General features: G+C 35.5%; 24 protein-coding genes. 8 read left to right on the top strand and 16 right to left on the bottom strand.

What is annotated here, in order from left to right; translation table 11 throughout:
• Positions 1–73: 73 nt before the first annotated feature.
• A complete protein-coding gene (locus ACE199_RS15410; RefSeq protein ID WP_375350568.1) occupies positions 74–847 on the bottom strand; it encodes an alpha/beta fold hydrolase in 774 nt (257 codons plus the stop codon).
• Between the two features lie 420 nt (positions 848–1,267).
• Between ACE199_RS15410 and ACE199_RS15405 the strand changes: the two genes are divergently transcribed.
• Positions 1,268–1,783, top strand: a complete 516-nt coding sequence (locus ACE199_RS15405) for an undecaprenyl-diphosphatase (RefSeq protein WP_375350567.1) — start codon at positions 1,268–1,270, stop codon at positions 1,781–1,783.
• A gap of 139 nt (positions 1,784–1,922) precedes the next feature.
• On the opposite strand, the gene ACE199_RS15400 is transcribed toward ACE199_RS15405, so the two are convergent.
• From ACE199_RS15400 to ACE199_RS15385, 4 genes are all read right to left on the bottom strand, one after another.
• Positions 1,923–2,213, bottom strand: a complete 291-nt coding sequence (locus ACE199_RS15400; protein ID WP_375350566.1) for a hypothetical protein — start codon at positions 2,211–2,213, stop codon at positions 1,923–1,925.
• 165 nt (positions 2,214–2,378) lie between these two features.
• Positions 2,379–2,618, bottom strand: a complete 240-nt coding sequence (locus ACE199_RS15395; RefSeq protein WP_375350565.1) for a hypothetical protein — start codon at positions 2,616–2,618, stop codon at positions 2,379–2,381.
• A 249-nt stretch (positions 2,619–2,867) separates the two neighbouring features.
• On the bottom strand, positions 2,868–3,005 hold the full coding sequence (locus ACE199_RS15390; RefSeq protein WP_375350564.1) for a hypothetical protein: 138 nt from the start codon (positions 3,003–3,005) through the stop codon (positions 2,868–2,870).
• A gap of 116 nt (positions 3,006–3,121) precedes the next feature.
• Positions 3,122–3,511: a thiol-disulfide oxidoreductase DCC family protein gene (locus ACE199_RS15385; protein WP_375350563.1), complete on the bottom strand. Its 390-nt coding sequence runs from the start codon at positions 3,509–3,511 to the stop codon at positions 3,122–3,124.
• Positions 3,512–3,762: 251 nt separating this feature from the next.
• On the opposite strand from ACE199_RS15385, the gene ACE199_RS15380 reads away from it, so the two are divergent.
• The gene (locus ACE199_RS15380) at positions 3,763–4,152 is read left to right on the top strand and encodes a YidH family protein (RefSeq protein WP_375350562.1); all 390 of its coding nucleotides are present in this window, start codon (positions 3,763–3,765) and stop codon (positions 4,150–4,152) included.
• A 96-nt stretch (positions 4,153–4,248) separates the two neighbouring features.
• Here the strand turns inward: ACE199_RS15380 and ACE199_RS15375 are convergent, their stop codons facing one another.
• Complete coding sequence (locus tag ACE199_RS15375; RefSeq protein ID WP_164853176.1) at positions 4,249–4,419, bottom strand: hypothetical protein; 171 nt, start codon at positions 4,417–4,419, stop codon at positions 4,249–4,251.
• A 50-nt stretch (positions 4,420–4,469) separates the two neighbouring features.
• Entirely contained in the window at positions 4,470–4,604 is a 135-nt protein-coding gene (locus tag ACE199_RS15370; RefSeq protein WP_375350561.1) for a YuzL family protein, read from the bottom strand.
• 174 nt (positions 4,605–4,778) lie between these two features.
• Between ACE199_RS15370 and ACE199_RS15365 the strand changes: the two genes are divergently transcribed.
• Positions 4,779–5,660 carry a hypothetical protein gene (locus ACE199_RS15365; RefSeq protein WP_375350560.1) on the top strand — a complete coding sequence of 294 codons (882 nt, stop codon included), beginning with the start codon at positions 4,779–4,781 and terminating at the stop codon, positions 5,658–5,660.
• 649 nt (positions 5,661–6,309) lie between these two features.
• On the opposite strand, the gene nikE is transcribed toward ACE199_RS15365, so the two are convergent.
• From nikE to ACE199_RS15335, 6 genes are all read right to left on the bottom strand, one after another.
• Positions 6,310–7,116 carry a nickel import ATP-binding protein NikE gene (gene nikE / locus ACE199_RS15360; protein ID WP_375350559.1) on the bottom strand — a complete coding sequence of 269 codons (807 nt, stop codon included), beginning with the start codon at positions 7,114–7,116 and terminating at the stop codon, positions 6,310–6,312.
• A gap of 18 nt (positions 7,117–7,134) precedes the next feature.
• A complete protein-coding gene (gene nikD, locus ACE199_RS15355) occupies positions 7,135–7,902 on the bottom strand; it encodes a nickel import ATP-binding protein NikD (protein ID WP_375350607.1) in 768 nt (255 codons plus the stop codon).
• A 66-nt stretch (positions 7,903–7,968) separates the two neighbouring features.
• On the bottom strand, positions 7,969–8,802 hold the full coding sequence (gene nikC / locus ACE199_RS15350) for a nickel ABC transporter permease subunit NikC (RefSeq protein WP_252294889.1): 834 nt from the start codon (positions 8,800–8,802) through the stop codon (positions 7,969–7,971).
• Positions 8,799–9,743, bottom strand: coding sequence for a nickel ABC transporter permease subunit NikB (gene nikB, locus ACE199_RS15345; RefSeq protein WP_375350558.1), 945 nt, complete (start codon positions 9,741–9,743; stop codon positions 8,799–8,801). Before nikB ends, nikC begins: the two co-directional genes overlap by 4 nt.
• A gap of 20 nt (positions 9,744–9,763) precedes the next feature.
• Positions 9,764–11,389 (bottom strand): nickel ABC transporter substrate-binding protein, encoded by a 1,626-nt coding sequence (gene nikA, locus ACE199_RS15340; RefSeq protein ID WP_375350557.1) that lies wholly within the window; start codon positions 11,387–11,389, stop codon positions 9,764–9,766.
• A gap of 345 nt (positions 11,390–11,734) precedes the next feature.
• Positions 11,735–12,217, bottom strand: a complete 483-nt coding sequence (locus ACE199_RS15335; protein ID WP_375350556.1) for a C40 family peptidase — start codon at positions 12,215–12,217, stop codon at positions 11,735–11,737.
• A 285-nt stretch (positions 12,218–12,502) separates the two neighbouring features.
• Here ACE199_RS15335 and ACE199_RS15330 point away from each other — a divergent pair, with 285 nt between their 5' ends.
• From ACE199_RS15330 to ACE199_RS15315, 4 genes are all read left to right on the top strand, one after another.
• A complete protein-coding gene (locus ACE199_RS15330; RefSeq protein WP_375350555.1) occupies positions 12,503–13,657 on the top strand; it encodes an MFS transporter in 1,155 nt (384 codons plus the stop codon).
• Positions 13,658–13,887: 230 nt separating this feature from the next.
• On the top strand, positions 13,888–15,039 hold the full coding sequence (locus ACE199_RS15325) for a CapA family protein (protein WP_375350554.1): 1,152 nt from the start codon (positions 13,888–13,890) through the stop codon (positions 15,037–15,039).
• A 135-nt stretch (positions 15,040–15,174) separates the two neighbouring features.
• A complete protein-coding gene (locus ACE199_RS15320; RefSeq protein ID WP_375350553.1) occupies positions 15,175–16,341 on the top strand; it encodes an LL-diaminopimelate aminotransferase in 1,167 nt (388 codons plus the stop codon).
• Positions 16,342–16,458: 117 nt separating this feature from the next.
• Positions 16,459–17,871 (top strand): LysM peptidoglycan-binding domain-containing protein, encoded by a 1,413-nt coding sequence (locus ACE199_RS15315; protein WP_375350552.1) that lies wholly within the window; start codon positions 16,459–16,461, stop codon positions 17,869–17,871.
• A gap of 687 nt (positions 17,872–18,558) precedes the next feature.
• Here ACE199_RS15315 and ACE199_RS15310 read toward each other — a convergent pair.
• From ACE199_RS15310 to ACE199_RS15300, 3 genes are all read right to left on the bottom strand, one after another.
• A complete protein-coding gene (locus ACE199_RS15310) occupies positions 18,559–19,149 on the bottom strand; it encodes a DUF502 domain-containing protein (protein WP_375350550.1) in 591 nt (196 codons plus the stop codon).
• 129 nt (positions 19,150–19,278) lie between these two features.
• Positions 19,279–20,421: a CAP domain-containing protein gene (locus ACE199_RS15305; RefSeq protein ID WP_375350549.1), complete on the bottom strand. Its 1,143-nt coding sequence runs from the start codon at positions 20,419–20,421 to the stop codon at positions 19,279–19,281.
• Between the two features lie 122 nt (positions 20,422–20,543).
• Positions 20,544–21,224, bottom strand: a complete 681-nt coding sequence (locus ACE199_RS15300) for a lysozyme family protein (RefSeq protein ID WP_483878204.1) — start codon at positions 21,222–21,224, stop codon at positions 20,544–20,546.
• 278 nt (positions 21,225–21,502) lie between these two features.
• Here ACE199_RS15300 and nhaC point away from each other — a divergent pair, with 278 nt between their 5' ends.
• Complete coding sequence (nhaC, locus tag ACE199_RS15295) at positions 21,503–22,885, top strand: Na+/H+ antiporter NhaC (protein ID WP_375350547.1); 1,383 nt, start codon at positions 21,503–21,505, stop codon at positions 22,883–22,885.
• Positions 22,886–22,977 lie beyond the last annotated feature (92 nt).

Below are 22,977 nucleotides of genomic sequence, written 5' to 3'. Positions count from 1 at the left end.
TAGTCAAATACCGCTCATTCTATTATAATGTGAGCGGTATTTTGCGTTCTTACATCAATATCTTTGTGTGATTTCATTTATAGTTCATCTCAATAAAATGTGTAATAAGTCGATTTAAATCATTAGCTGATTTTGTAGGGATTTGATGCTTTACATGATTAATGACTTGTAATTCATTATATGGCAAGTTTTTATGTAATAACTCAGCATAATAATGGAATGGTTTATCTTTTTCACCATAAACAAGTAAAACGGGTAGGGTAATGTTCTTTAGCTGATTAGTACAATTATAGTGCAAACTATAACGGTAATACTGTTCGATATTTATTGCATCTCCTGTTAGGGCTTCATTAAACATCTTATTGAATAACTCTTGCTTATTTGAATTGCCCCACGAAATGGCTAGTGCAAGAAGTGGAACTGCTTTTTTATTGGCAAGCGATATTCCTAAAGAAATCTTTTGCTTTAACTCCCTATCTTTTACTTCAGACATACCGCTTATTACAATGCCTCCTAGAGCTCTATCAGGGGCATTTAATAAATATTCTAGTACAACAGAGCCACCGGTTGAATAGCCGCATATGAATGCTTTTTGAATGTTTAAATGATCTAATAAACGTTTGATATCTTTTACAATTAGTGAATAGATAATTGGCGTGTCTGAATATTGACTTCTGCCATGGCCTCTAATATCAAAAGTAATAACTTTAAAATTCCGAGATAATCCCTCTACTTGGTATTTGAAGTTTGAACCGGTGAGCACAGGGGGATGAATAAATACAATAGGAATCCCGTTTCCTTTAACAGTATAATATACGCTTATACCATCTATATCTAACATTGGCATGTATATGATCACCTCAATCAATTTGAAATCATTTCTAAAATCCTTAAGTATTATTCTTTATTCAGAATAGTTAATATGTATTGCTGTACTAAATCCCATATGAAATCCAATAAAGAGATAAGTGTTTTATCTTAATAACAAGCGATGTGGATTTAGAGATATAGGGGTTGAAAAGAGTATAGATAAAATAAAATTCCTATTAGAAGAGCACGTGTGTAATTACCGTCTAGTGTTCCTTATCATATATTTCTCTAAAATTTTTTATATTTTATTTTTTCTTTAAACCATTTTTTTATTACTAATTGTTTCGATTGCAAATGTATAAAAACTTTGAAAAAGTTTATTCATAACTTTATACATATGAGGAATCATAAGTAAAGATTGAAAAGACCTCATATATAAAGTAAGGAGACAATTGTTATGAACTACAAAGTATTTCAGTCAGTCAATCCTCTTTCTAGACGTTGTTCTTCAATTGACTTGCTGATGATATTAATATCAAATAAGATTCGTTATGTGTTTATTTTTGTTTTGATTTTTATGTGGTTTAGAAATGATTTTTCTAAAAAAGTATCTTGCAATGCGGTGATATCTGTAGGGGTAACTTTGTTTATTAATACTTTGATTAAATTGTTTTATTTTAAACCACGTCCGTTTGTAAAACGTCGGGTTGGTATACTCATTCCTTCAAAAAAAGATTCTTCCTTTCCAAGTAAACATACTCTGCTTGTATTTGCTATATCTACTTCTATCTTTCTTTATGAGCGTGTTCTTGGTTCAATCATGTGGGGATTATCTGTGTTGACAGGCTTCTCACGTATTTGGGTAGGTCATCATTATCCATCTGATATTATCGGAAGTGCCTTTATTGGTACTATGATTAGCATCACATTAGATAGAATCTCTAGATTTGCAAATTATTTCGTACGTCAATAGCAGCTATATTTTAGACGATATTATGTGTGATTATTATTTAGGCTTTAGCCAGAGAATAAATTGTTTCAGATTTTATTAATTTAAATTTCTTCACATAAAAATACCCACATCAATGTAGGTATTTTTATGTGAATGAAATTTATTTTTTTGTTGAAGGATTTTTATCGAGTCCTAATTCTGTTGAAAACTCTGCTAGAGCAGCTTTTAGCATTGGATTAGCTGTTTGCGTTCGACTCCTGTTCGTTACATGTTCAACAGGAGTCTGCATATTTCTGTTTCGATTTTTTCCTAATCCATAAGCGACTGCACTAATTCCTAGACCTAATAAAGACGTCCACATCATCCCGTTATTGTTTCTTTTTCTGCCAAACATTTTAAGCATGTTTTTTCGCATCCCTATATTCAAAAGCGAAGATATCCAGTTATTCAATTTCAAACACTCCTCAATCAATCATTTGGAAAGCAAAATTTATGGCCTTCATCATCTAATATTTGCTTTTTGGTGTTTGATAATGCTGGAAATGTTTTGATAGGGACTTAAATGTCAATAACCCTTCGATAAAATTGTTACTTAACAGATAACATTCTCATATGTCTAAAAAAATTTTTCGTTCATTTCCCATGATTCAACCGTTTTATAAGCGGTTTGCGGGTCATACCCTTTTCCGAGCAAATAGGCGATTGCTGCGACTTCTGTAAGTGCATGAGAATATGATGTAGAAGTTGCTTCTAGTAAACCATAATCCACAAAAGGTTTTATAGCTTGTAATGTTTCACTTTTTAAATCTCCGTAAGGCATATAAAGCATGTTATTTAAAGGTGGATAATAATACATTAGTGATCCTCGTCCTTCCTCGATATACTTCAAACGTGATGTTATTTTATGGTGAGGTTAGATATTGGTTTTTGTCCTAATGAAAATTCCACATTTACCTAAAATTAAAAGTCCTGTATAACATATCTAATAGAGATAAATCAGATTGAAGAAACCTAAATTTGTAAATAGTTTTTTCTTAACTATACCCTTGAATTTGTTGCTCGAGGAGTTTATCCATTCGTGGTTGTGTCGGAGTATATTTTCATCTTAATATTCTATTTCATCATAATCTTTTGGTTGAGGTAATGGTTGCGTATTTTCTTTGTTAGAAAAATCATTTACGGTTTGTAATTCTTCTTGTTTTTCCGCGTTCATTTTTGCATGTTGTTTACCTTTTTTGTTCATGGTGAGAAACTCCTTCCACTTGTTCTAAATTTGATAGATCTTATTTTAAAGCATGTACTATATAGGTGAAAAAATACATTGGAACAGAAACTTAAACCTCTACGACAAGTACAGTATTATAAGAACCGATTTCTAATTTCAGGAGAAGGTAATAAACAACTATCTTTTTTGCCAAACCATTTGTATCTATTTTTGGCGATTATTTCATAAAAGAAATCTCTAATAGGTCTTGGAATGATTAAAAGAAAATAGGGGATTTTCCAAAGGCCCTTTAAATTTTTGCAAACTTGAAGAGCTGCTGAGGATTTAAAATAACATTTGTTATGATCTATCAGAAAGAAACTATCCATATCTTCTGGAGCATTAAATTGTTTTAACAATTGTTTACCAATATCACTTTGCAGGGAGGCAAACTTATAGTAGCCTTTAGGGTCTCTTTTGATGATGAATTGAACACTTTGGTCACAAAAATTACACTCTCCATCAAATAAAATAACTCTGTTCATTTTCATTCTCCTTTTTAATAAGTATTCTATCAATATATGACTAAAAGTAAAAAGGAACCATTCCAACAAGCTATGTAATGGATAATCAAGGTCTAATTGGGGGAGAAAATTGTTGTTATAGTGAATCGAGAGATCATAAAAGAACTAGTGAAAAGTATAAAAAGAAGTAAATATTTTATCATTTTAGTGTTATATATAAGAAGAGTTTAACAACGCAAATAACATCTATTTTAGTAAGTGAGTGATTGTTTATGAAGGAAAATCAAACAAAAAAATTAGAAAGCAGCTCTCCAACTGTTGATTCTACATATATTCAGCAGCATCTAGCTAATGAACGTACATTTTTAGCTTGGATTCGTACAGCAATTGCTATTATTGGAGTAGGGTTTCTTGTTACAAATGTCCATTTTACAATGAAATCAAGCCTTTCCCCAATAGGTGACTTATTAGCTAATATTATTGGGATATCTTCGGTTGGATTAGGTATTTTGACGATTATTATGGCTACCGCTGTATATATGAAAAAAATTACTGCTATTAATAATCAAACATTTCGGGCACCTAAAAAGACTGTGGTAATACTTAGTATCTTTATTATTATTATTTCATTAGTTTTTTGTATATACTTTTTAATTGCTTAATCTTATTATTTATCAACCTTTATGGGGAAAATATTTTAAGAGCATGGTTGTAACCGGGAATAAAAGGGGGCGACCCATTTGAGTCGCCTGAACATATTATTCATCAAAAAATTCTTTGAATTCTTTCTTGTTAGGGCTATTTTTTTGTTCATATGGATTTTGTTCTGTTGCATTTTGATCCAAATTTGTAGTGATAACAAGTTTTGGACTTTCTGAGGGCTCAGCGTAAATTCTTGGAGTATGTTGGGTTTGTTTTTCTGTCGTCATAGCTTCAGCCTCGCTTCAATGGTTTCGTTAACATATGAAAGAAAATAGGGTTAATCACGTTTTTGTTTTTTATTCGATGAAGGAACTTCCATAGAACCTGTTTCTTGTGTAGTTGTTCCTTGACCTTCGACTTGTGAAGAACCAAGGACTGATTTGGAACGATCTTTTTTAATTTTTTGACTCATTTCGCTCACCTCCAATGTTACTGTTTGCTTAGAGGTGAGAAACTATACAGGAGAAGATTATCCGTTAAAAAACAAAATAGTGTACAATTTTATTAATGATTGCAGCGAGATTTACTGTAAATAAGAAGTGAGTGTGGCAACTATGTTGGTATATACGTAAAAGGAGAGATATTTTTGGAAGATTTTCAAAGGGAACTGAATGAAAATAGAGATAAATCGAGAAGAACGAAATGGGAGGGGCATCGTAACCAAGTAAGTGGCTTATTTCATGATGTTTTTTTAAAAAAAGCGTCCGTTGATAAAATAGCTATCTTTGGAGCGGGTAATTGTGATGATTTAGAGTTGAATTATTTGGCATCCAACTGTAACTCGATTTATTTATTTGATCTCGATGTAGAAAGTATGAAGAGAGGGACTCAGTATCTCTTAGCAAGTACTCGTAACAAAATCAAACTCGTTGAGCTGGACGTGACAGGATTAAAGAACATCGATTTTGAACATCATTTGTCTTCTTTATTGAAATGTGGTGAGAAGGTTGAGAGCATTCTACAGTATGTGAGGGATATAGAGAAGTATGTGGTTGAAAGCTCAAAGGATGAATGGGCAGATTTTCTTGATAGCTTTGACATTGTCGCATCATCAGCTATTTATACGCAATTGTTTTATAACTGGGCTTTGGATACGTTATCTCAATATGAAACCCAATATAATAAGGAAGAATTAGAACAAATCAAAGAAGGGTTTTTGGATTTAAGAGATAGCATCATTCTTGCTTACCACGATTCCATTTTTAAATGCTGCAAGACAACAGGCTTCGTTATTACATGGACGGATATTTTAAAGATGGAACCGGAGTACATAGACACGATTAAGCAAGGACCAAATGCTATTTTTGCTTTAGCTTCGAATATAGGATATGGAGCTGCACTCATTGCTATAAAAGATTTTATCGAGAATGCAAATAAAGCAGATTTTTCACTAAAATATTGGCCGTGGGATTTTAATGAAGAGAAGCAGTATTTGACGATGGGGCTTTTAGGAAAGTTGAATCGTTAGTTGATTGAAATCAAGGTAGATAGAATTCTTGCGTGGCACAAATGAGTTGTAATAAAGAAAAAAGGGCTTGTGACAGCCCGGCGCATACTATTTATTACGACAGTTTTTACATACTTGAATCAATTGGTTTGTCTCCGTTCTATGAGGATACAATAGCTTGATTCTTGTTTTCTTACATAATGGACATTCTCCGCGTCCATTTGACGGTAGCTTTTTTAACGTTTTTCCTCTATATTTTTTAGCCATTTTCATCAATCCTTACTTTAATAATATTCTTTCTTTATTTAATGATGAAAAGGTCTAAATATTGATAGGCATTTAATGGTTTTCTATATTGTTCCTTAAATTTCAAAATAATCTATCCTAGCTTGTGTTATTTTTAAACGTGGAGATTTTACAGGGACAGACTAAGTCAATAGCAGCGAGGCTTGAGTAGAGTTTCGTTAGGAAGGTTAACGATGTTGAAAGGCTAGAAGACCCAATTCTATGTTGCGGTATGTTAAGTTGCATAGCATGAAATGTAAGCAGTTAGATGAAAGGCAACGATTATGTAGTAAATGATTAAGAAAGTTTTATTATGATGGCGTATATTTGTATGTGATATAAAAGCAGCCTCGATTCTATTGAAGTCGAGGCTGTTTTATCAGCTTTAATGGCGAATCGAGCGATATCGTGGATGTTCTGCAAGTATAGAACCACGCATTTGTTTTACGACAGGATGTTTAGATGTGAAAAACTGCTCTTTGGAGTCGTAAAACTCGACTATTTCGCCTTTTTCTAATACACCTAATGTATCAGCGATTGCATAGGCTGCCTTAATATCATGAGTGATAAATAGATAGGATAGTCCAAAATCCTTTTTAAGTTCGGTTAGTAAATTTAATATAAGGGTTTGGTTGACCATATCAAGGCTACTGACAGATTCATCTAAGACAATTAGTTTTGGCTTTAGGGAGATGGCTCTAGCGATATTGATTCTTTGTAATTGTCCCCCGCTAAATTGATGAGGGTATTTAGTTAAATCTTTTTCACTGAGACCAACTCTTTCCAGTAATTCAATAATAGTTCGTTTTTGTTCAGATATCGTTAGCCTTTCATAGTTTTCTAACGGTTCAGCAATAATTCGTTCAGCTGTTAGTCTAGGATTAACGGCTGAATAGGAATCTTGAAAGACAACCTGTAAATCGCGGCGGATTTTTTGGCGAGTCCATTTATCCGCTGTATAAATATTATGTCCTTGAAATAGAACTTGTCCTTGTTGAGGTTGTTCTAAACCAAGAATGATTTTGCCTAATGTGCTTTTTCCAGCGCCGCTCGTACCTAGTAACCCTAAGCATGTTCCTTCTTCAATAGAGAGAGAAATGTTTTTGAGTACTTGTTTTGAAGTATCTTTCCACTTGAATAATTTATGAGAGCCGTAACTATGAGTTACTTCTTTTATTTGTAATAAACTCATGTGTATTCTCCTTTGAAATTATCCTATATATTCTTCTGCATGTATTGTCGGGCGAGCATGAAGTAGTTTTTTCGTATATTCGTGCTGCGGGTGATCAAATAGTTGAAATACGTTCGCTTTTTCGACAATACGACCGTGCTGCATCACGACGACATCATCAGCCATTTCTGAAATGACACCAAGATCATGGGAAATTAATAAAATAGCTGAACCATAATCTGTACGAATTTGATCCAAATGACGCAGCACTTGAAGTTGGTTCTTAACATCAAGGGCAGTTGTTGGCTCATCTGCAATAATAACAGCAGGATGCAGGCATGCGGCCATTGCAATCATGACTCGTTGAAGCATTCCGCCGCTTAATTGAAAAGGGTAGGATGTTAATAATTCCTTAGGATTAGGTAGATTTACATGATGCATTGCTTCAATTGCCATCTCTGTTGCTTGTTTTTTAGTCACTTTCGTATGAGAGCGAATGGTTTCAATGAATTGATTACCAATCGTATACACAGGTGTAAAAGCATTCATTGGATTTTGCATAATAAAAGCAATGTCTTTGCCACGAATATTCCGCATGGCTTTCTTATCTAATCCGTTCAACTCGCGTCCTTGCAGTTTTATACTACCTTCAATCGTTGTTGTTTTTTGATCAAGAAGTTGCAGAATAGCCATACTTGTGACCGTTTTACCGCTCCCGCTTTCTCCGACAATACCGAGTACTTTTCCACGATGTAATTCAAACTGAATGTCATGTACGAGGGTGGAGGTATTATCTTTTGTTTGCATGTGTACAGATAGATTGTTGACTTGCAATACATTTGACTGTTCTGTTTTCAATTTCTTCATTCCTTTTTAAAAACGACGTTTAACTCCAAAGCGTTCAGATAAAGCTTCACCTAAAACATTGAAGGTCACGACAACGAGCATAATCATTAAACCTGGATAGAGCATTAATTCTGGATTCGTTCGAATGTAAGATTTTCCTTCAAGAATCATCGCTCCCCATTCTGGAGTAGGAGGCTGCACTCCTAAGCCGAGAAATGACATCGCAGATAGATCCATAATAGCCCAGCCCATTTCTAAAGTACCCATGACAGCAAGGGGAGGGAGAATATTAGGTACGATATGTTTCTTCATAATTTTCCAAGAAGACGAGCCACTTATTTTTGCGGCTGCAATATAGTTTTGTTCCTTCACACTGAGGACCATTCCTCGAAATATTCTCGCATAATAAACCCATTGTACAAGAATTAAGGCTAAAACGACTTGGGAAAGTCCAGGTCCGAATATCCCAACTAGTCCAATAACAAGTAATAGATTAGGAAATGCCATAACAGTATCGCATATTCTCATTAAGATATAATCCAACCAACCGCCTGTATAGCCAGCAAGTGTTCCGATAATTAAGCCAATGACTAAAGATGAAAGAAAAATAAGTGAAGCAAAGCCTAATGAGATGCGAGCTCCTATTAAGAGACGCGATAAGTTACAACGACCTAAATGATCGGTTCCTAATGGATAATTCCAAGAAGGAGGCTGAAGTTTTAGCGCTAAATTCACTGCAACTGGGTCGTTAGGTGCAAGCCAAGGAGCGAAAATAGCTAGAAAGAATAGGATACTTATTATGATAAAACAAATGCCCAACGCTTTTTGACTTCGCAATTGAGAACGTATAGTAGCAATCATTGGCTGTGCCCTCCTTTTCTGGAGATGCGTGGATCAATGTACATTTGAATTAAATCTACAATTAAATTACTGATAAGAAACAGTCCAGCTGCTAGTAGCGCATAGCACTGGATAACAGGAATATCTCGATTAAAAATGGCTTCAATAAAGTAGCGTCCAAATCCTGGCCATGAAAACACGGCTTCAACAATAATGGTCCCTGTGAGTAGTTTACCTAGATTCATTCCAAGTCCAGTAATCATAGGGGAGATGGCTATGCGTAAAACATGTTTACCCATAATGATGCTCTCCTTTATCCCTCTTGTACGGGCAAACAATATATATGGTTCTTGTAAATTTTCCAAAACACTAGCACGTAATAAGCGTGTATACAACGCAATTAAGGGCAATGCCAATGTAATCGAAGGCAAAACAAGATGTTGTACCGTACCAATTCCTTCTACTGGAAATAAATTGAGCTTCACAGAAAAGAAAAAGATTAATAAGTATCCTAACCAGAAAGATGGAATGGATGCCCCGAAAAAAGCAAGAAATCGACTAAAATAATCGATTCCACTGTTTTTCTTGATTCCAGCTAAGAAACCAAGCGGGACACTAACCAATATAGCTAGTAGAATACTGCCTAGAGCTAACTGAATCGTGGCTGGCATTCGATATGTAACCTCGTCCCAAACAGGCTTATTAGAAACATAAGATATGCCAAAATCCAATTGGCATATCTTAATAATAGAGTTTACATATTGAACGAGGAGAGGTTGATCTAGGCCAAATTCATGTCTTTTCTGTTCCAATATTTCTTCTGTCGGTTGGATGTGGGCAGCTGCTAAATAAGCTTCAGCTGGGTCGACTGGTGAAAGCCGAATCATTCCAAACGTAAGCAGTGTGGCGAGAAGAAAGATGGGGATAATCGCCATCATACGTTTCACGATATAAGTGCCCATGAAAACCCTCCTGTTGCTAACTATTCGATGCTAATACCAGTGAAGGGATGTTCGTCACGATTAGCAGGGAAAGTAAAATTAGATACATTTTTTTGATAAACTGCGACTTTCTTAACATAAGAGATTGGAACAATTGATCCTTGCTCTTGTAGTGATGTTAAAATAGAAGAGTATAGCTTTTGACGTTCTTTTTCATCTGTTGATTTTAAAACGTCAGCAATTTGTTGTAGTAACTCTTCTTTCTTTGGATATGATGAAATGGCTTCCTTAAAGCCGAATCCTTCTGAACCAACGACGTTTACGAATATATGTGGGTCATACGGTGCACCATAATTACTAAAGAAATTTAAGTCAAAATCGTTTCCTTTAAATCGTTGAACTTGCACAGGCAATTCTACTCCAACGATGTTTAATTTCACACCAAGTGCTGCCCACTCAGCTTGTAATGTTTCTGCCATCGCTTTTTGAATCGATTCCGCAGAGTCGTACATTAATTCTACTTCAAATAGTTTACCATCTTTTTCACGAACATTTTTTCCTTTTGGAAGTTTCCAACCTGCTTCATCTAATAATGCTTTTGCTTTTTCTACATCGTAATCAATTGGCTGTGCCTTGATATTTGACGTGTAAGGGAAGTTTGTTGGTAAAATATAATCTGCTTTGTCTTCTAATCCTGAAGTGATACCATCGACCATTGCTTGTTTATTAAATCCATACTGTAACGCTTGACGAACACGTACATCTGAAAGCTGTTCTTTCTTCGTATTCATGACGAGTTGACGGGTTGCAACTGGTTCAGACACACTAGTTTCGTAGTTTCCAGTTGATTCTAATTGTTTGAATGTATCTAAACTGATTACTCCTTCACCATAAATAAGGTCCAGATCTCCTTTTTCAAATGCAAGGACTCTTGTCTCAGCGTCAGGAATGATTTTCACTTTAATTTTTTTCACTTTAGGGAGTTCGCCCCAATAATTTTCATTGCGTTTGAAAGTCGCATATTCATCCGCTTTATATTCATCTAATACCCAAGGACCTGTTCCGACCGATTTTTCAATCCCTTTTGATGTGTCACCATTTTTCGGGAAGCCTGCTTCACCTAAGAAACGGACCGGACGAACAACCGCTAATTCTTGAATCGTAGCATAATACGGTTCTGTTAATGTCAATTGGAATGTATGTTCGTCAATTACTTTCGTTTGATCAATCTTTGGAATAAATCCTAACCAACTATGTAAAGCAACATTTTTCAAAATGGCATCAAAGTTCTTTTTCACGATGTCAGCATTAAAGCTTGTTCCATCTGAAAATTTTACTCCTTGACGAAGGTGAAATGTGTATTTTTTTCCGTCTTTTGAAATATCCCAAGATTCTGCTAATTGTGGTTTTAATTCTCCACCATCTTGATAGCTAACTAAAGATTCATACACCATAGATTGTGCAATTAATTGAGAAGGGTTATAGACATGTGGATTCATTTCACCTATATCCCGCGGCCATGCAAATGTTAGCGTGTCTTTCTGCTTTTGTTTTGAGTCTGACTCTTGTTTTGTTTCATTTGTACAGCCAAATAAAAAGGTTGATAAAATTAATAGAAATACAGTGACTAATAAAATGTGTTTTCTGCTTCTATATATGGAAAGCATATTGTTTCCTCCAATTCGATAGTGAAAATCATTTTCAATTGTATTCGGATAAGGACATTATTGTCAATATAATATTTCGCATAAATAAAATTATTTTTGTTAATTTATAAATTCAGAATTTTACAGAGTGATAAAAAGGGGAATGATGTGATAGTAAAGTAATCTAATGGGAGAGTGTAATGTCATTTCGTCTTGTAGTGATGTGTAAGGAAAGAGGGGATAGAATTATATTGTAATAATATTTTATTTGGAGGTATGTTATCAGTTTATATGAAAATAGACAAAAAAATGGACCCCGGTTCTTCAGTTCGGGGCCTATTATATAGATGTTCTTTTGTTGTTGCTCTATTTAATTACGCGTTTTGCTCCAATGTAGCGCTCTTTCCAATATTTATCACTCATTTTAACGATTTTTACTCCTTTTGAAGTAGTACCGATAAATGTGCCATTACCATTGTAAATTCCTACATAGGATACTTTTCCTTTTTTACCTGTAGCATAAAATACTAAATCACCTTGCTTTAATGCGTTCTTTTTAACAGCTTTCCCGATTTTATATTGAGCGGCACTCGTTCGTGGAATCGTTAATTCTGTTGCCGCATGCTTATAAACATATTGAGTAAAACCGCTTGCGTCAAAGCCTTTTGGTGTAGTTCCTCCGTATTTATAAGGTGTGCCAATATATAACTCCGCTGTTGCTGCTACTTCTTCTCCATAGTTAATAGATGCTGAAGCATTAGAAGTAGAACTAAAGATGAAGGCCATTGCTAAAGCGAAAATTGATACAATAACTGCAACCCATCTTGGAAACTGTACACTCATACTCATTTTTTCTCCCCCTAAAATTGAATTCCAAGCTAACACACAATGCTAAGTTTATGAGCGCTTTTTATATTCATTCCAAAAATATCCAGTTAATATTTTTGGAGCAGTATCCTTCTAAGAGGTGATAAATGCTTATTGAATATCGTATTCGTTTTCTTTGTGTTACAATTACTTCCACGAATTTGTTTGCTTTTAAGGGTAAATTTGCATTATAGCGAGTTGCTCGTTAGGCCCAACAAATAATCGATTTGTAATCCATAGTGAGCTGAAATTCTAGGGAGGATTTAAATGAATAATCAACGTTGGTTATCTTTAAATTTTTATACTTTTTTCTTTACGTGGGGTATTTTTTTGCCATACTGGACCGGTTGGCTTATTGCAGAAAAAAATCTTTCAGTTTCCGCTGCAAGTATGATTATGGGGACGGGGATGATTGTACGTGCCTGTTCAACCTTATTCCTATTTCCGCTGTTCACTAGGCTATATTCTTTAAGTGTTGTAATGAAGTGCTTGGCTGTCGGGTCCTTAGGAGTAGTACTGTTATACATACCATTCGATACATATAGTTCATTATTCATCATTACAGTGTTATTTAGTGCTGTTTATCCAAATCTTTTACCTGCTATGGAAAGCAGTGCCTCAGTCTTGGTGAGTACTGGAAAAATCCATTATGGAAGAAGTCGGTCATGGGGCTCGCTTGGCTATACAATTGCTCTTTTAATCGTAGGTGCAGGAACTGCGGTATTTCAAGAGGCAGCGATTTTATGGCTAATGATTATAGGTCTAATTGCCATCGTTTTTTCTCAATTTCAAGCTTCTCCAGTTGTATTACATGTAAAAACTAAGCCGATTAATCAAGTGGATGAAAAAGGGAGTTTGAATAAATTATTTGCATCAGAAGGATTTGTTATCGTTCTTCTTATTTCTATCTTATTGCAAGGGTCTCACGCTTCTTATTACAATTATGGGTTTGTTTATTTACAAGATTTAGGGGTGGGCAGCTTCTATATCGGGTTAATTTTAAATGTTGCTATAGTATGTGAAATCGTATTTTTTACAAAGGTGGATCAGTTTTTTTCAAAAATGAAAGTATCTACGATGTATAGTATTGCTGCGCTTGGTTCTACTCTGCGATGGGTTATGATTTATTTATTTCCAAACGTTGTTGTATTTATATTTTCTCAAGCTTTACATGTTTTATCATTTGGTGTTGCACACTATGCATTCATTCAATATATTTCACAAAAATTAAAGCCTAATCAAATTCCAACGGCTCAAGGTATGTATGCTGCTTTTGCGATGGGGTTAAGTATAGCACTCCTTACGTTTTTAGGAGGCTTCTTATACGAAATATCCCCGAAGCTATCGTTTTTAGGTATGACTTTATCTTCGGTCCCCGCCTTATTACTCACTTTATTTACAATGAGAAAATACAACTATTAAAAATATGATGTCTTTTTTTGAATACCGTTGCTCAAAGTTGAAGCTAAAATATACTCTTAATAAATTCGTACTTTAGTATGATAATCCCTTCTAGAATAAGGGGTTATTTTTTTACAAATTTCCACTAAAAAATACATAATATTCAATTTTTATAGTAATATGTATGTATATATTTAGTTAATTAAGGTATAATGTGCATGTGTTTTGGGAAAGGTAGGGGGTCGTCAAGTATGGATAATAGAGATATGAGGCGAATGAGAAAACGGAGGCGGTTAAAAAGGTCGGTACGACGTATATTAACGGCGGGAGTGCTTCTAATTATCGCACTGCTTATTTTTAATAACATTATGACGAAAGACCAGCCAGTTACAAGCGGTGTGATGGAAGAAGAGAAAAAAGAGAAAACGCAATCCGGGGAGGAAAAGGCACCAACTGAACCCGTTATTGAAACGATTAAAATCAGTGCAGCAGGGGATTTCACACTCGGAACGGATGAAAGTTTTACATATGCAGGTTCATTTCCAGACGAAGCTTCTAAAAATGGATTGCCTTACTTTGTTGAAAAATTGGATCATATTTTCGAAGAAGACGATTTAACAACCGTTAATTTAGAAACTACATTAACAAATGCTACTGAAAAAGCAATCAAAAAGTTTCGCTTTAAGGGAGATCCTTCTTATGCTCAAATTTTAGAACTTGGTGGAATCGAAGCGGTCAATCTAGCAAACAATCATACTATGGATTATTTACAACAAGGGTATGATGATACAATTGCAACACTAGAGAAGCAAAAAATTGGTTATTTCGGGTACGAACATCACTATGTTACGACGATTAAAGGCGTGAAAGTAGGGGCTCTTGGATATGAAGGCTGGGAAGATACACCAGAAACGCGTGCTATTGTTGATGCGAATATAAAGCGCTTAAGAGAACAAGGTGTCCAGATTATTTTAATCCATTTTCATTGGGGAATTGAAAGAAGCTATGTTCCAACTGAATCCCAACAATCACTGGCTCGTTATGCAATCGATAGCGGAGCGGATTTGATTCTAGGACATCACCCTCATGTTGTTCAAGGAATTGAGGAGTATAAGGGCAAGTTTATTGTCTATAGTTTAGGAAACTTTATGTTTGGCGGGAACCGAAATCCGGCAGATAAGGATACATATGTGTTTCAGCAAACGTTTCACTTGAAGGATGGGAAACTGACAGATCAAAAAGAAATAAAGGTTGTACCGTTCTCGATTTCTTCTGTTACGTCTAGAAATAATTATCAACCATTGTTATTAGGAGGAGCAGAAGCAGAGCGAGTGAAAAATAAAATCATTGACGTCTCTAATCAAATTAATGGGTCAGACTGGCTTCAATATGAAACTGAATAAATGCATGATGATAGTTAGTATGGAAGGAAGAACACTAAAATAGGGTGTTCTTCCTCTTTATTTTGCTATAATAATATTATTCAAGATTCAAAAAATAAGGAAAATTGGATATAAATTTTAAAAGGAGAATGTTACATGCAATTTACAGCGTCAGAAAAAGTGGCACAGTTAACAACAGGAGTTTTTATGGAAGTAGCAGGTCGGAAACAAGAGGCATTGCAAAAAGGGAAGGATGTAATCGATTTAAGTGTAGGAAGCCCGGATTTACCACCTCCTTCCTTTGTCATTGATACGCTAATTGAATATGCGAAAGATACAAGCAAATATGGTTATACGTTAAAAGGGATAACGGAATTTCATGATGCAGTTTGTTATTTTTATAGAAATCGTTACGGGGTTGAGCTTGATGCAGAAAAAGAAGTGCTGCAACTTATGGGTTCACAAGATGGGCTTGCCCATTTAGCGACGGCTATTATTAATCCAGGAGACTATGTGTTGGTGCCAGATCCTGGTTATCCAATCTATGAAGCTAGTGTATCACTTGCTGAAGGAATCATTTATCCAATGCCTTTAACGGCAGAAAATCAATTTTTGCCGCAGCTTAATCAAATTCCAGAAGATGTATTGAAAAAAACAAAAATGATGATTATTAGTTACCCGGGAAATCCGGTAACAGCTTTAGCAAATGAAGAGTTTTTTAAAGAGGTCATTGAGTTTGCGAAAAAGCATCACATTTTAGTTGTTCATGATTTTGCTTATTCTGAATTAATTTTCGATCATCATCCGCAAATTAGCTTTATGTCTATTCCGGGAGCAAAAGAGGTAGGAATTGAGTTCAATTCTTTATCGAAAACCTTTAATATGGCAGGTTGCCGCATTGGTTATGTAGTTGGAAATACAGAAGCGCTAAATATTTTAGCTACATTAAAATCTCATATTGATTATGGCATTTTTTATCCCATTCAAAAAGCAGCTGAAAAAGCACTTATGGCAGATCCAGCTATTCTATCTGAACAAGTGAAAGAGTATGAGGCACGTCGAGATGCTCTGCTATCTGGACTAGCTGAAGCTGGCTGGGAAGTACCTAAATCAGCTGCGACGATGTTTGTTTGGGCAAAAATTCCTGCTGGGTGGAAGTCACGTGAATTTGCTTATGAGTTGATTGATAAAGCCGGCGTTGCAGTCGTTCCTGGAGATGCTTTTGGAAAGGAAGGGGAAGGATATGTTCGCATGGCTTTAGTGCAACCGGCTGAAAGACTGAGAGAAGCAGCGAAGCGAATTCAAGAATTTTTACAGAAATAAATGAATGAGAAACAGGAGGGGACGTTCAGTATCCCTTCCTTTTTTGAGTTAGGAGTTACATGGATAGATAAATGGCCGCATACATTAGGGATAGGATCTAGGGGCAAGGGGGTTACTATGCTTATTCATGTTGTAACACCGGGAGAAACATTGTGGCAGATTGCGAGTCGTTATGGTGTAGATTTTGCACGGCTTGTGGCGGTGAACAAACTTCCAGATGCAGGTCGATTAGTGATTGGTCAAGCGCTCATCATTCCTAGCGCTGCTCGTCAACATACTGTCGAATCTGGGGAAACATTATGGAAAATTGCCCAACAATACGGAGTTTCAGTAGATAGCCTTATGCAAGCTAATCAATTAACCGATTCTTTGGTCATTAATCGAGGAAAGGTTTTATATATTCCTGCTCGTACACATACGGTTCAGCCTGGAGAAAGTTTAGGGCAAATTGCTCAAAACTATGGAACAACAGTGCAGGACATTATTGAAGCGAATTCTATTCAAAATCTTAATCAGGTCTATTCAGGAACTAGCTTAATTATTCCTTTTTCAAAAGCTATCATTGATGTTTATACTTACGTCATTAACATGGGAGAAAAAGGAGCAGATGAAGTGCGGGAGGCAGGGGATTCTTTAACTTGTATGTCTCCTTTTTCTTACGTTGTGCGAAGCGATGGAGAATTACAGCCATTAGATGATCAAGCTATTATCCAGGCTGCTCGTTTTAAAGGAGTTCTTCCAGTTATGTGCATCACTAATTTTACGTATGGGGATCCGGGATCGGACGCTGCCCAAACCATTTTGGCAAGTACAGAGCTGCAAGATAAACTATTGGAAAATATTGTAGAGGCGATTGAGCAAAAGAGATATCGTGGATTAAATATCAATTTTGAAAACTTATATCCAACGGACCGTGAGAATTACAATCAGTTTTTGCAACGGGCTGTTAATCGGTTGCATGAAGATGGTTATTTTGTTTCGACTGCCGTTGCTCCAAAAACAAGTGCTGAACAAACAGGATTTCTTTATGAAGCACATGATTATGCTGCCCATGGTCGAATCGTTGACATTGTTTTTTTAATGACGTATGAGTGGAGCTATCGATTAGGGCCGCCTCAGGCTATTTCGCCGCTGAATCAAATGAGAAGTGTACTTGAGTACGCTGTAACAGTTATCCCAAGGAATAAAATATTAATGGGTTTTCAGCTGTACGCTCGTGATTGGCTTCTTCCGCACGTGCAGGGCCAAGAAGCTGAAACGTTTGATATGCAAGAAGCCGTGCAAAGGGCAGCAAAGTATAAGACAACGATTCAATATGATGAAATTGCTCAATCCCCGTTTTATCAATATGTAGATGAACAAGGGAAAAGACATGAAGTGTGGTTCGAAGATGCTAGAAGTGCTCAATCCCAATTTAACCTAGTAAAGGAATATGGTATACGTGGAATTGGGTATTGGGTAACCGGTTATCCGTTCCCGCAAAATTGGGTATTACTAAACGATCAGTTTAGAGTGAGGAAGCGAAGTTAGTGGCAACTTTTAAAGATAAGGTTCTGTTAAATAATATTGTTGAATTTTGGCGTATTTCGGTCGGAAATTAGTTAATCAACAATACGGTTTAGCAGAGCTTTATTTCGATATATACGCATTGTCTTTTGAATAGACAGTTACTTCACTATGTGTATGTGTAATATTTACGATAAACAGAATGTGTCGAAACTTGTTGTATGAAAGTTATTGGAAAATGTAAGCGTTTTCTTTATAATTATAGATAGGTGGATGGCATGCGTGGCCATCATAGTATTAGGCGTAGGTGGGGCCTGTACAACATAATTTCTTGTGAATGATTTCAAAAATGGTTTTGTGAGGAGATTTACTGAATATTTACGAAACTTTAAAAAGGGATGTCTAAAACAATAATAGCCAAGGGATTATAATAAAAGAAAACATAATGGAGAGAGGGAGAAGCGATGTCTACAAAAAATAAATTAAGATTATCTGATTTTGTTCAAGAAGATCGATTTGAATTAAATTCGTATTTGACATATTTATTTCATCAATTTTATAGAGATGCCTCGGGTCAAGTAGATGAGGAAAAAGTGCGAATATCATGAATATAAAAGTATAAGCGACCGTGTTAGTAGTATTGACTAACACGGTCGCTTTTTTGTTAACAAATATTAAATGGTGTATGATCTCGATTGAGGATGACTATATTTACACCTTCTGTTTTTCTTTTTTAGAGGTCATTCCCCCGGATAGAATAAATTTCATTGCTTCTTCCGGCTTTACATCAATCACTTCTACCTGATCTTTTGGAATCAATAAGGTCACACCAGCTACTTGAAAGGTTTGCTGAATATAAACGGCAACATAGTCTTTTAATGGCTCATAAAAGCTCTCTAAATCTTCTGTTGTAATGAACCCCATGCTTTTGATTTCTGTGCCAGGTATTGTAACTAAGGCTACCTTCGAAAAAGATTTTTTCTCACCAAGAAATGAATGAATGGTGTCTTTAATTACAGAGTAGATTGTTTTAACAATTGGAATATGTTCAAGAAGCTTATCAATCAACCCAATCATTGTTCCTGTGAAAAACTTCGTAGACAACCAGCCTAAAAGTGTGATGAGAGCAATCGTCGCTAATAAACCAATTCCAGGGATGTAATCTTCCTTTAAATAAGGTTTTAATACATTACCAAGAATGCTATCTAAAAAGATAAATGTTTTAAAAACAACATATACAACTAGAATAATGGGTACAATCGTTAAAATACCCTTAATAAAATTTTGTACAATAATCTTCACTTTTTAAATCTCCTAAATATTTTCTACATGTATGAACATAACTCACTATTCATCATATGTCACAAGTAATCTGCACTTATTGTCCATCATGATAAGGAGGTTGGGTGCATTCTTCAAGGGTATATTTTCTTATTTTGTTAAAAAATTCTCTGTATAATATGGTTTGTATTCCGAATTGAAGGCTACGCCTACTCCTAATGATTCAAAGTCATTATGCAAAATATTTTCACGATGTCCAAGTGAGTTCATAAGACCTTCATGAGCAAAGATGCTGCTTAATTGGCCAGCAGCAAGGTTTTCACCGGCTACTCTAAAGCGAATATTATCTTCTTTCATTCGATCAAAGGGGGATTGCCCTTTCAAATTTGTATGATCGAAATAATTATTTGCAGCCATATCTGAACTGTGATCGCGAGCTGTTTCTTTTACAGTATTATCCCAAGAAAGAGCAGGAAGATCGTGCTCAACTCTAGCGGCATTTGTTAAATCAAACAGTTGAAATTCAAAACCTTCCTTTAATTGCGGACTTGCTTCGACATAAAAGTCTTTCTTTTGTTCTTCGACTTCTTCGCTTATGATTTGTACAGCTGTTACGGTATTGCCCTCATGTTTATCATAAAAGATGGTCACATAACTATCATCTAATTGAAATAAATGATATTCATCGTTGTTTTGCAGTTGATAAAAGACAAAACCTTTTCGAATCTTTGTAATCGGTTCACCAAATTGCTTAAGAACGGTATCTTTTGCACTTCCTAATTTAATCCCTTGTTTCGCTGAAATTAAATCCTGATTCGTATATAAACCGACTACTTTTTCGTTTTCATCATAAGCGGCCATGAAAAAGTTGTGGTAGTTTTTATGGTAAGCGTACCATTTCACACCGTATTCATTATAAGAAGAGCGCTTGGCTGTCCCTGCTTGTTTTTCAACGTCTTCTTTCGAATCACCAAGCTCAATATTATAAACAGAGAGGGATTGCTTGTCAGGTGTTTTTAAATCAGGTTGCTCCACCTGATCTTGTGTTTGTTGTTTGTCTTCACTTGGGATACGCTCTATCAGTTGATTCAGTTCACCAATTAGATGATTAAGACCATCTTGTAGTGTATCAAGTGAAGCCGAAACGTTAGGGTGATTAATGACAGAGCGAATATCAGATTGTACATCTTCATATGCTGCTTGATAGTTAGAATCTGCAAGATCTTCTCCGTATTTATACCAAATAAAGCCGACTAGGCATAGAAAGATAAGAAGTTTGGTAAGCCCTCTCAATGTAATACCTCCTTGTTTAAACGATATGCAGTGAAATTATTGTATAATGATTAATCATCAAAAGAAAAGGTAATGGTTTTGTAAAAAATGGAATTCAATAAAAAACAAATCACAGGCAAACCTCAAAAAGCTTTACCTGTGATTTGTTCTGTGTTCATGGTCGGAATGCTATCACTAGAAATCATTTCAATATTTTTAGTGACTTTAGTTGTATAAGTGAAGTCTCCATAGCAGTAAGGATAGCGAAAATTGTCTTTATCTCCGCCGCAATTATAGAGCTTTGGATTTTTGTTTACTTGAATCATTGAGAATTTCTTTGCTAGCTCTTCGCTATGTGTGCCGCCGTTTTTTGCGATGTAATGAATATAGCCCAACCCCATATTGTATGATTGAATAATTGTTGGAAAATCAACATCTTTTTTCTTTCCGTATTGAAGGACACGATGAAAGTGCTTTACGCCCTGTTTAATACTTTCTTTAGGATCTGTGATTGTATTAGGGGTAAGGCCTGCTGATTCAGAAGACTGCATCGGATCTCCGCCTTTTCCTCGACTTTCTTGCTGCATCAAGGATAAAAGAACGATTGTATATTCCTCAAGCTCATACTTTTTTAATTCATCTTCAAGGAGAGAGCTGTATTTTTTTACATCTGCAAAAGAATCCACTTTGGTTTCTGTGATTGTCTCATTTGTTGAGTGTAAAAACTGTTCGATTGTATGGAATAGAAGAATCATTGTACAAATAAAAAATAAGATAGCTATTCCAAAAGTCATATTAAATAGTGTCCGTTTTCTTTTCATCATCTACTCTCCAATTATTTTTACAAATCTCTTATACAAATAGTTTAACAAAAAATATGAGATTATCACTATTTTAGTATCATAAAGATGTTTGAAGAGAGCTGGATAGATACATAAAAGAATTGAATGAATTATCAGAATTGTAGATATACAAACGATCGCATTGACTTACATATTATTTTCCCTTAGAATCTTTTTATGCTTTTATGCACAAAAGCGTTTATGTATAAAAATAATATAGAAACTAGAGAAACCGATATTATTAAAGTGGGGAAATGGTTATGAAACTAGAAAATGCAAAACTTAAACTCCCATGGCTAGAAGCAACGATTATACTTGCTTGCTTATTTATCGTCATTGGAACGGGGATTATTTATTTTGAAATGACTCCGCATATGCCGATACTAGGAGGAGTTTTCTTTCTGTTATTATATGGCAGGATGAAAGGAGTTTCTTTTTCCGGTATGGAAAGAGCGATGGTGCAAGGGGCATCATCTGGTTTAGGAGCGATTTATATTTTCTTTCTAATCGGGATGTTAATCTCTAGCTGGATGGCAAGCGGTACGATTCCGACAATTATGTTTTACGGTTTTGAGTTTATTTCAGGTCAGGCTTTCTATGCGGTTGTCTTTTTGATTACGTCTTTAATTGGCTTATGTATTGGTAGTTCCTTAACAACGTCAGCAACCATCGGTGTTGCTTTTATCGGAATGGCAGGTGCGTTAGATTTGTCATTAGCGATTACTGCGGGAGCGGTTATTTCTGGTGCATTCCTTGGGGATAAAATGTCACCGCTATCTGATACTACGAATCTCGCTTCTGAAACAGTTGGTGTTCCATTATTTGAGCATATTAAGAATATGCTATGGACAACGATTCCTGGTTTCGTGGTAACGTTTGCACTATTTTTCTTTCTTTCACCACAATCTAGTGGAAGTAAAGTGCAAGAAATTGAAGATATGGTAGCAGCGTTGAGTATGTATACAACGATTAGTCCTTGGAGCCTATTGCCGTTTATTATCGTTGGAGGCATGGCTTTGAAAAAAGTATCCGCGATTCCGACATTAGCTGCGGGTATTGTATCAGCGGTCGTTATTACGTTTATAGAAACGCCAGCGCTAACAGTTAAAGAAATGGCAAATGTATTATACTCCGGCTTTGTCTTAAATAGTGGAGTAGAGCAGCTTGATACAATATTATCTCGCGGTGGAATTGCAAGTATGTATTTTTCCATTTCGCTTGTGTTACTAGCTCTCGCAATGGGAGGACTTTTATTTGAACTGGGTATTATTCCATCGATTTTAAATGCGATTCAAAAAATGCTGATTAATGTAGGTCGATTAGTTTCAGCAACCGTTTTTGCAGGAATTGGTGTGAACTTCCTAGCTGGGGAGCAATATTTATCTGTTCTATTACCAGGGAAAGCTTTTCAAGACAAATATGGTGAACTAGGACTAGAAGGGAAATCTTTAGCCCGAGTATTAGAGGACTCGGGAACAGTTGTGAACCCACTTGTCCCATGGGGGGTTTGTGGTGTATTCCTTACGCAGGTGCTCGGTGTTACAACGCTTGAATATGCACCGTTTGCATTCTTCTGCATTCTTTGTCCATTTTTAAGTTTAGTAAGTGGATGGACGAAAGTGGGCTTGCATTTTAAGAAATAGACAAATAGTTTCGTTTAGTAACAACGCTGCTGACAATGTCAGCAGCGCTTTTTTAATTTTTGGCTCATTTGTGTGAGAACGTCCTATAACAG

The sequence above is a fragment of the Peribacillus sp. Hz7 genome, assembly GCF_042136355.1.
In the GTDB taxonomy this organism is placed as follows: Bacteria; Bacillota; Bacilli; order Bacillales; family DSM-1321; genus Peribacillus; species Peribacillus asahii_A.
This window is presented reverse-complemented; position numbering and strand designations above follow the sequence as displayed.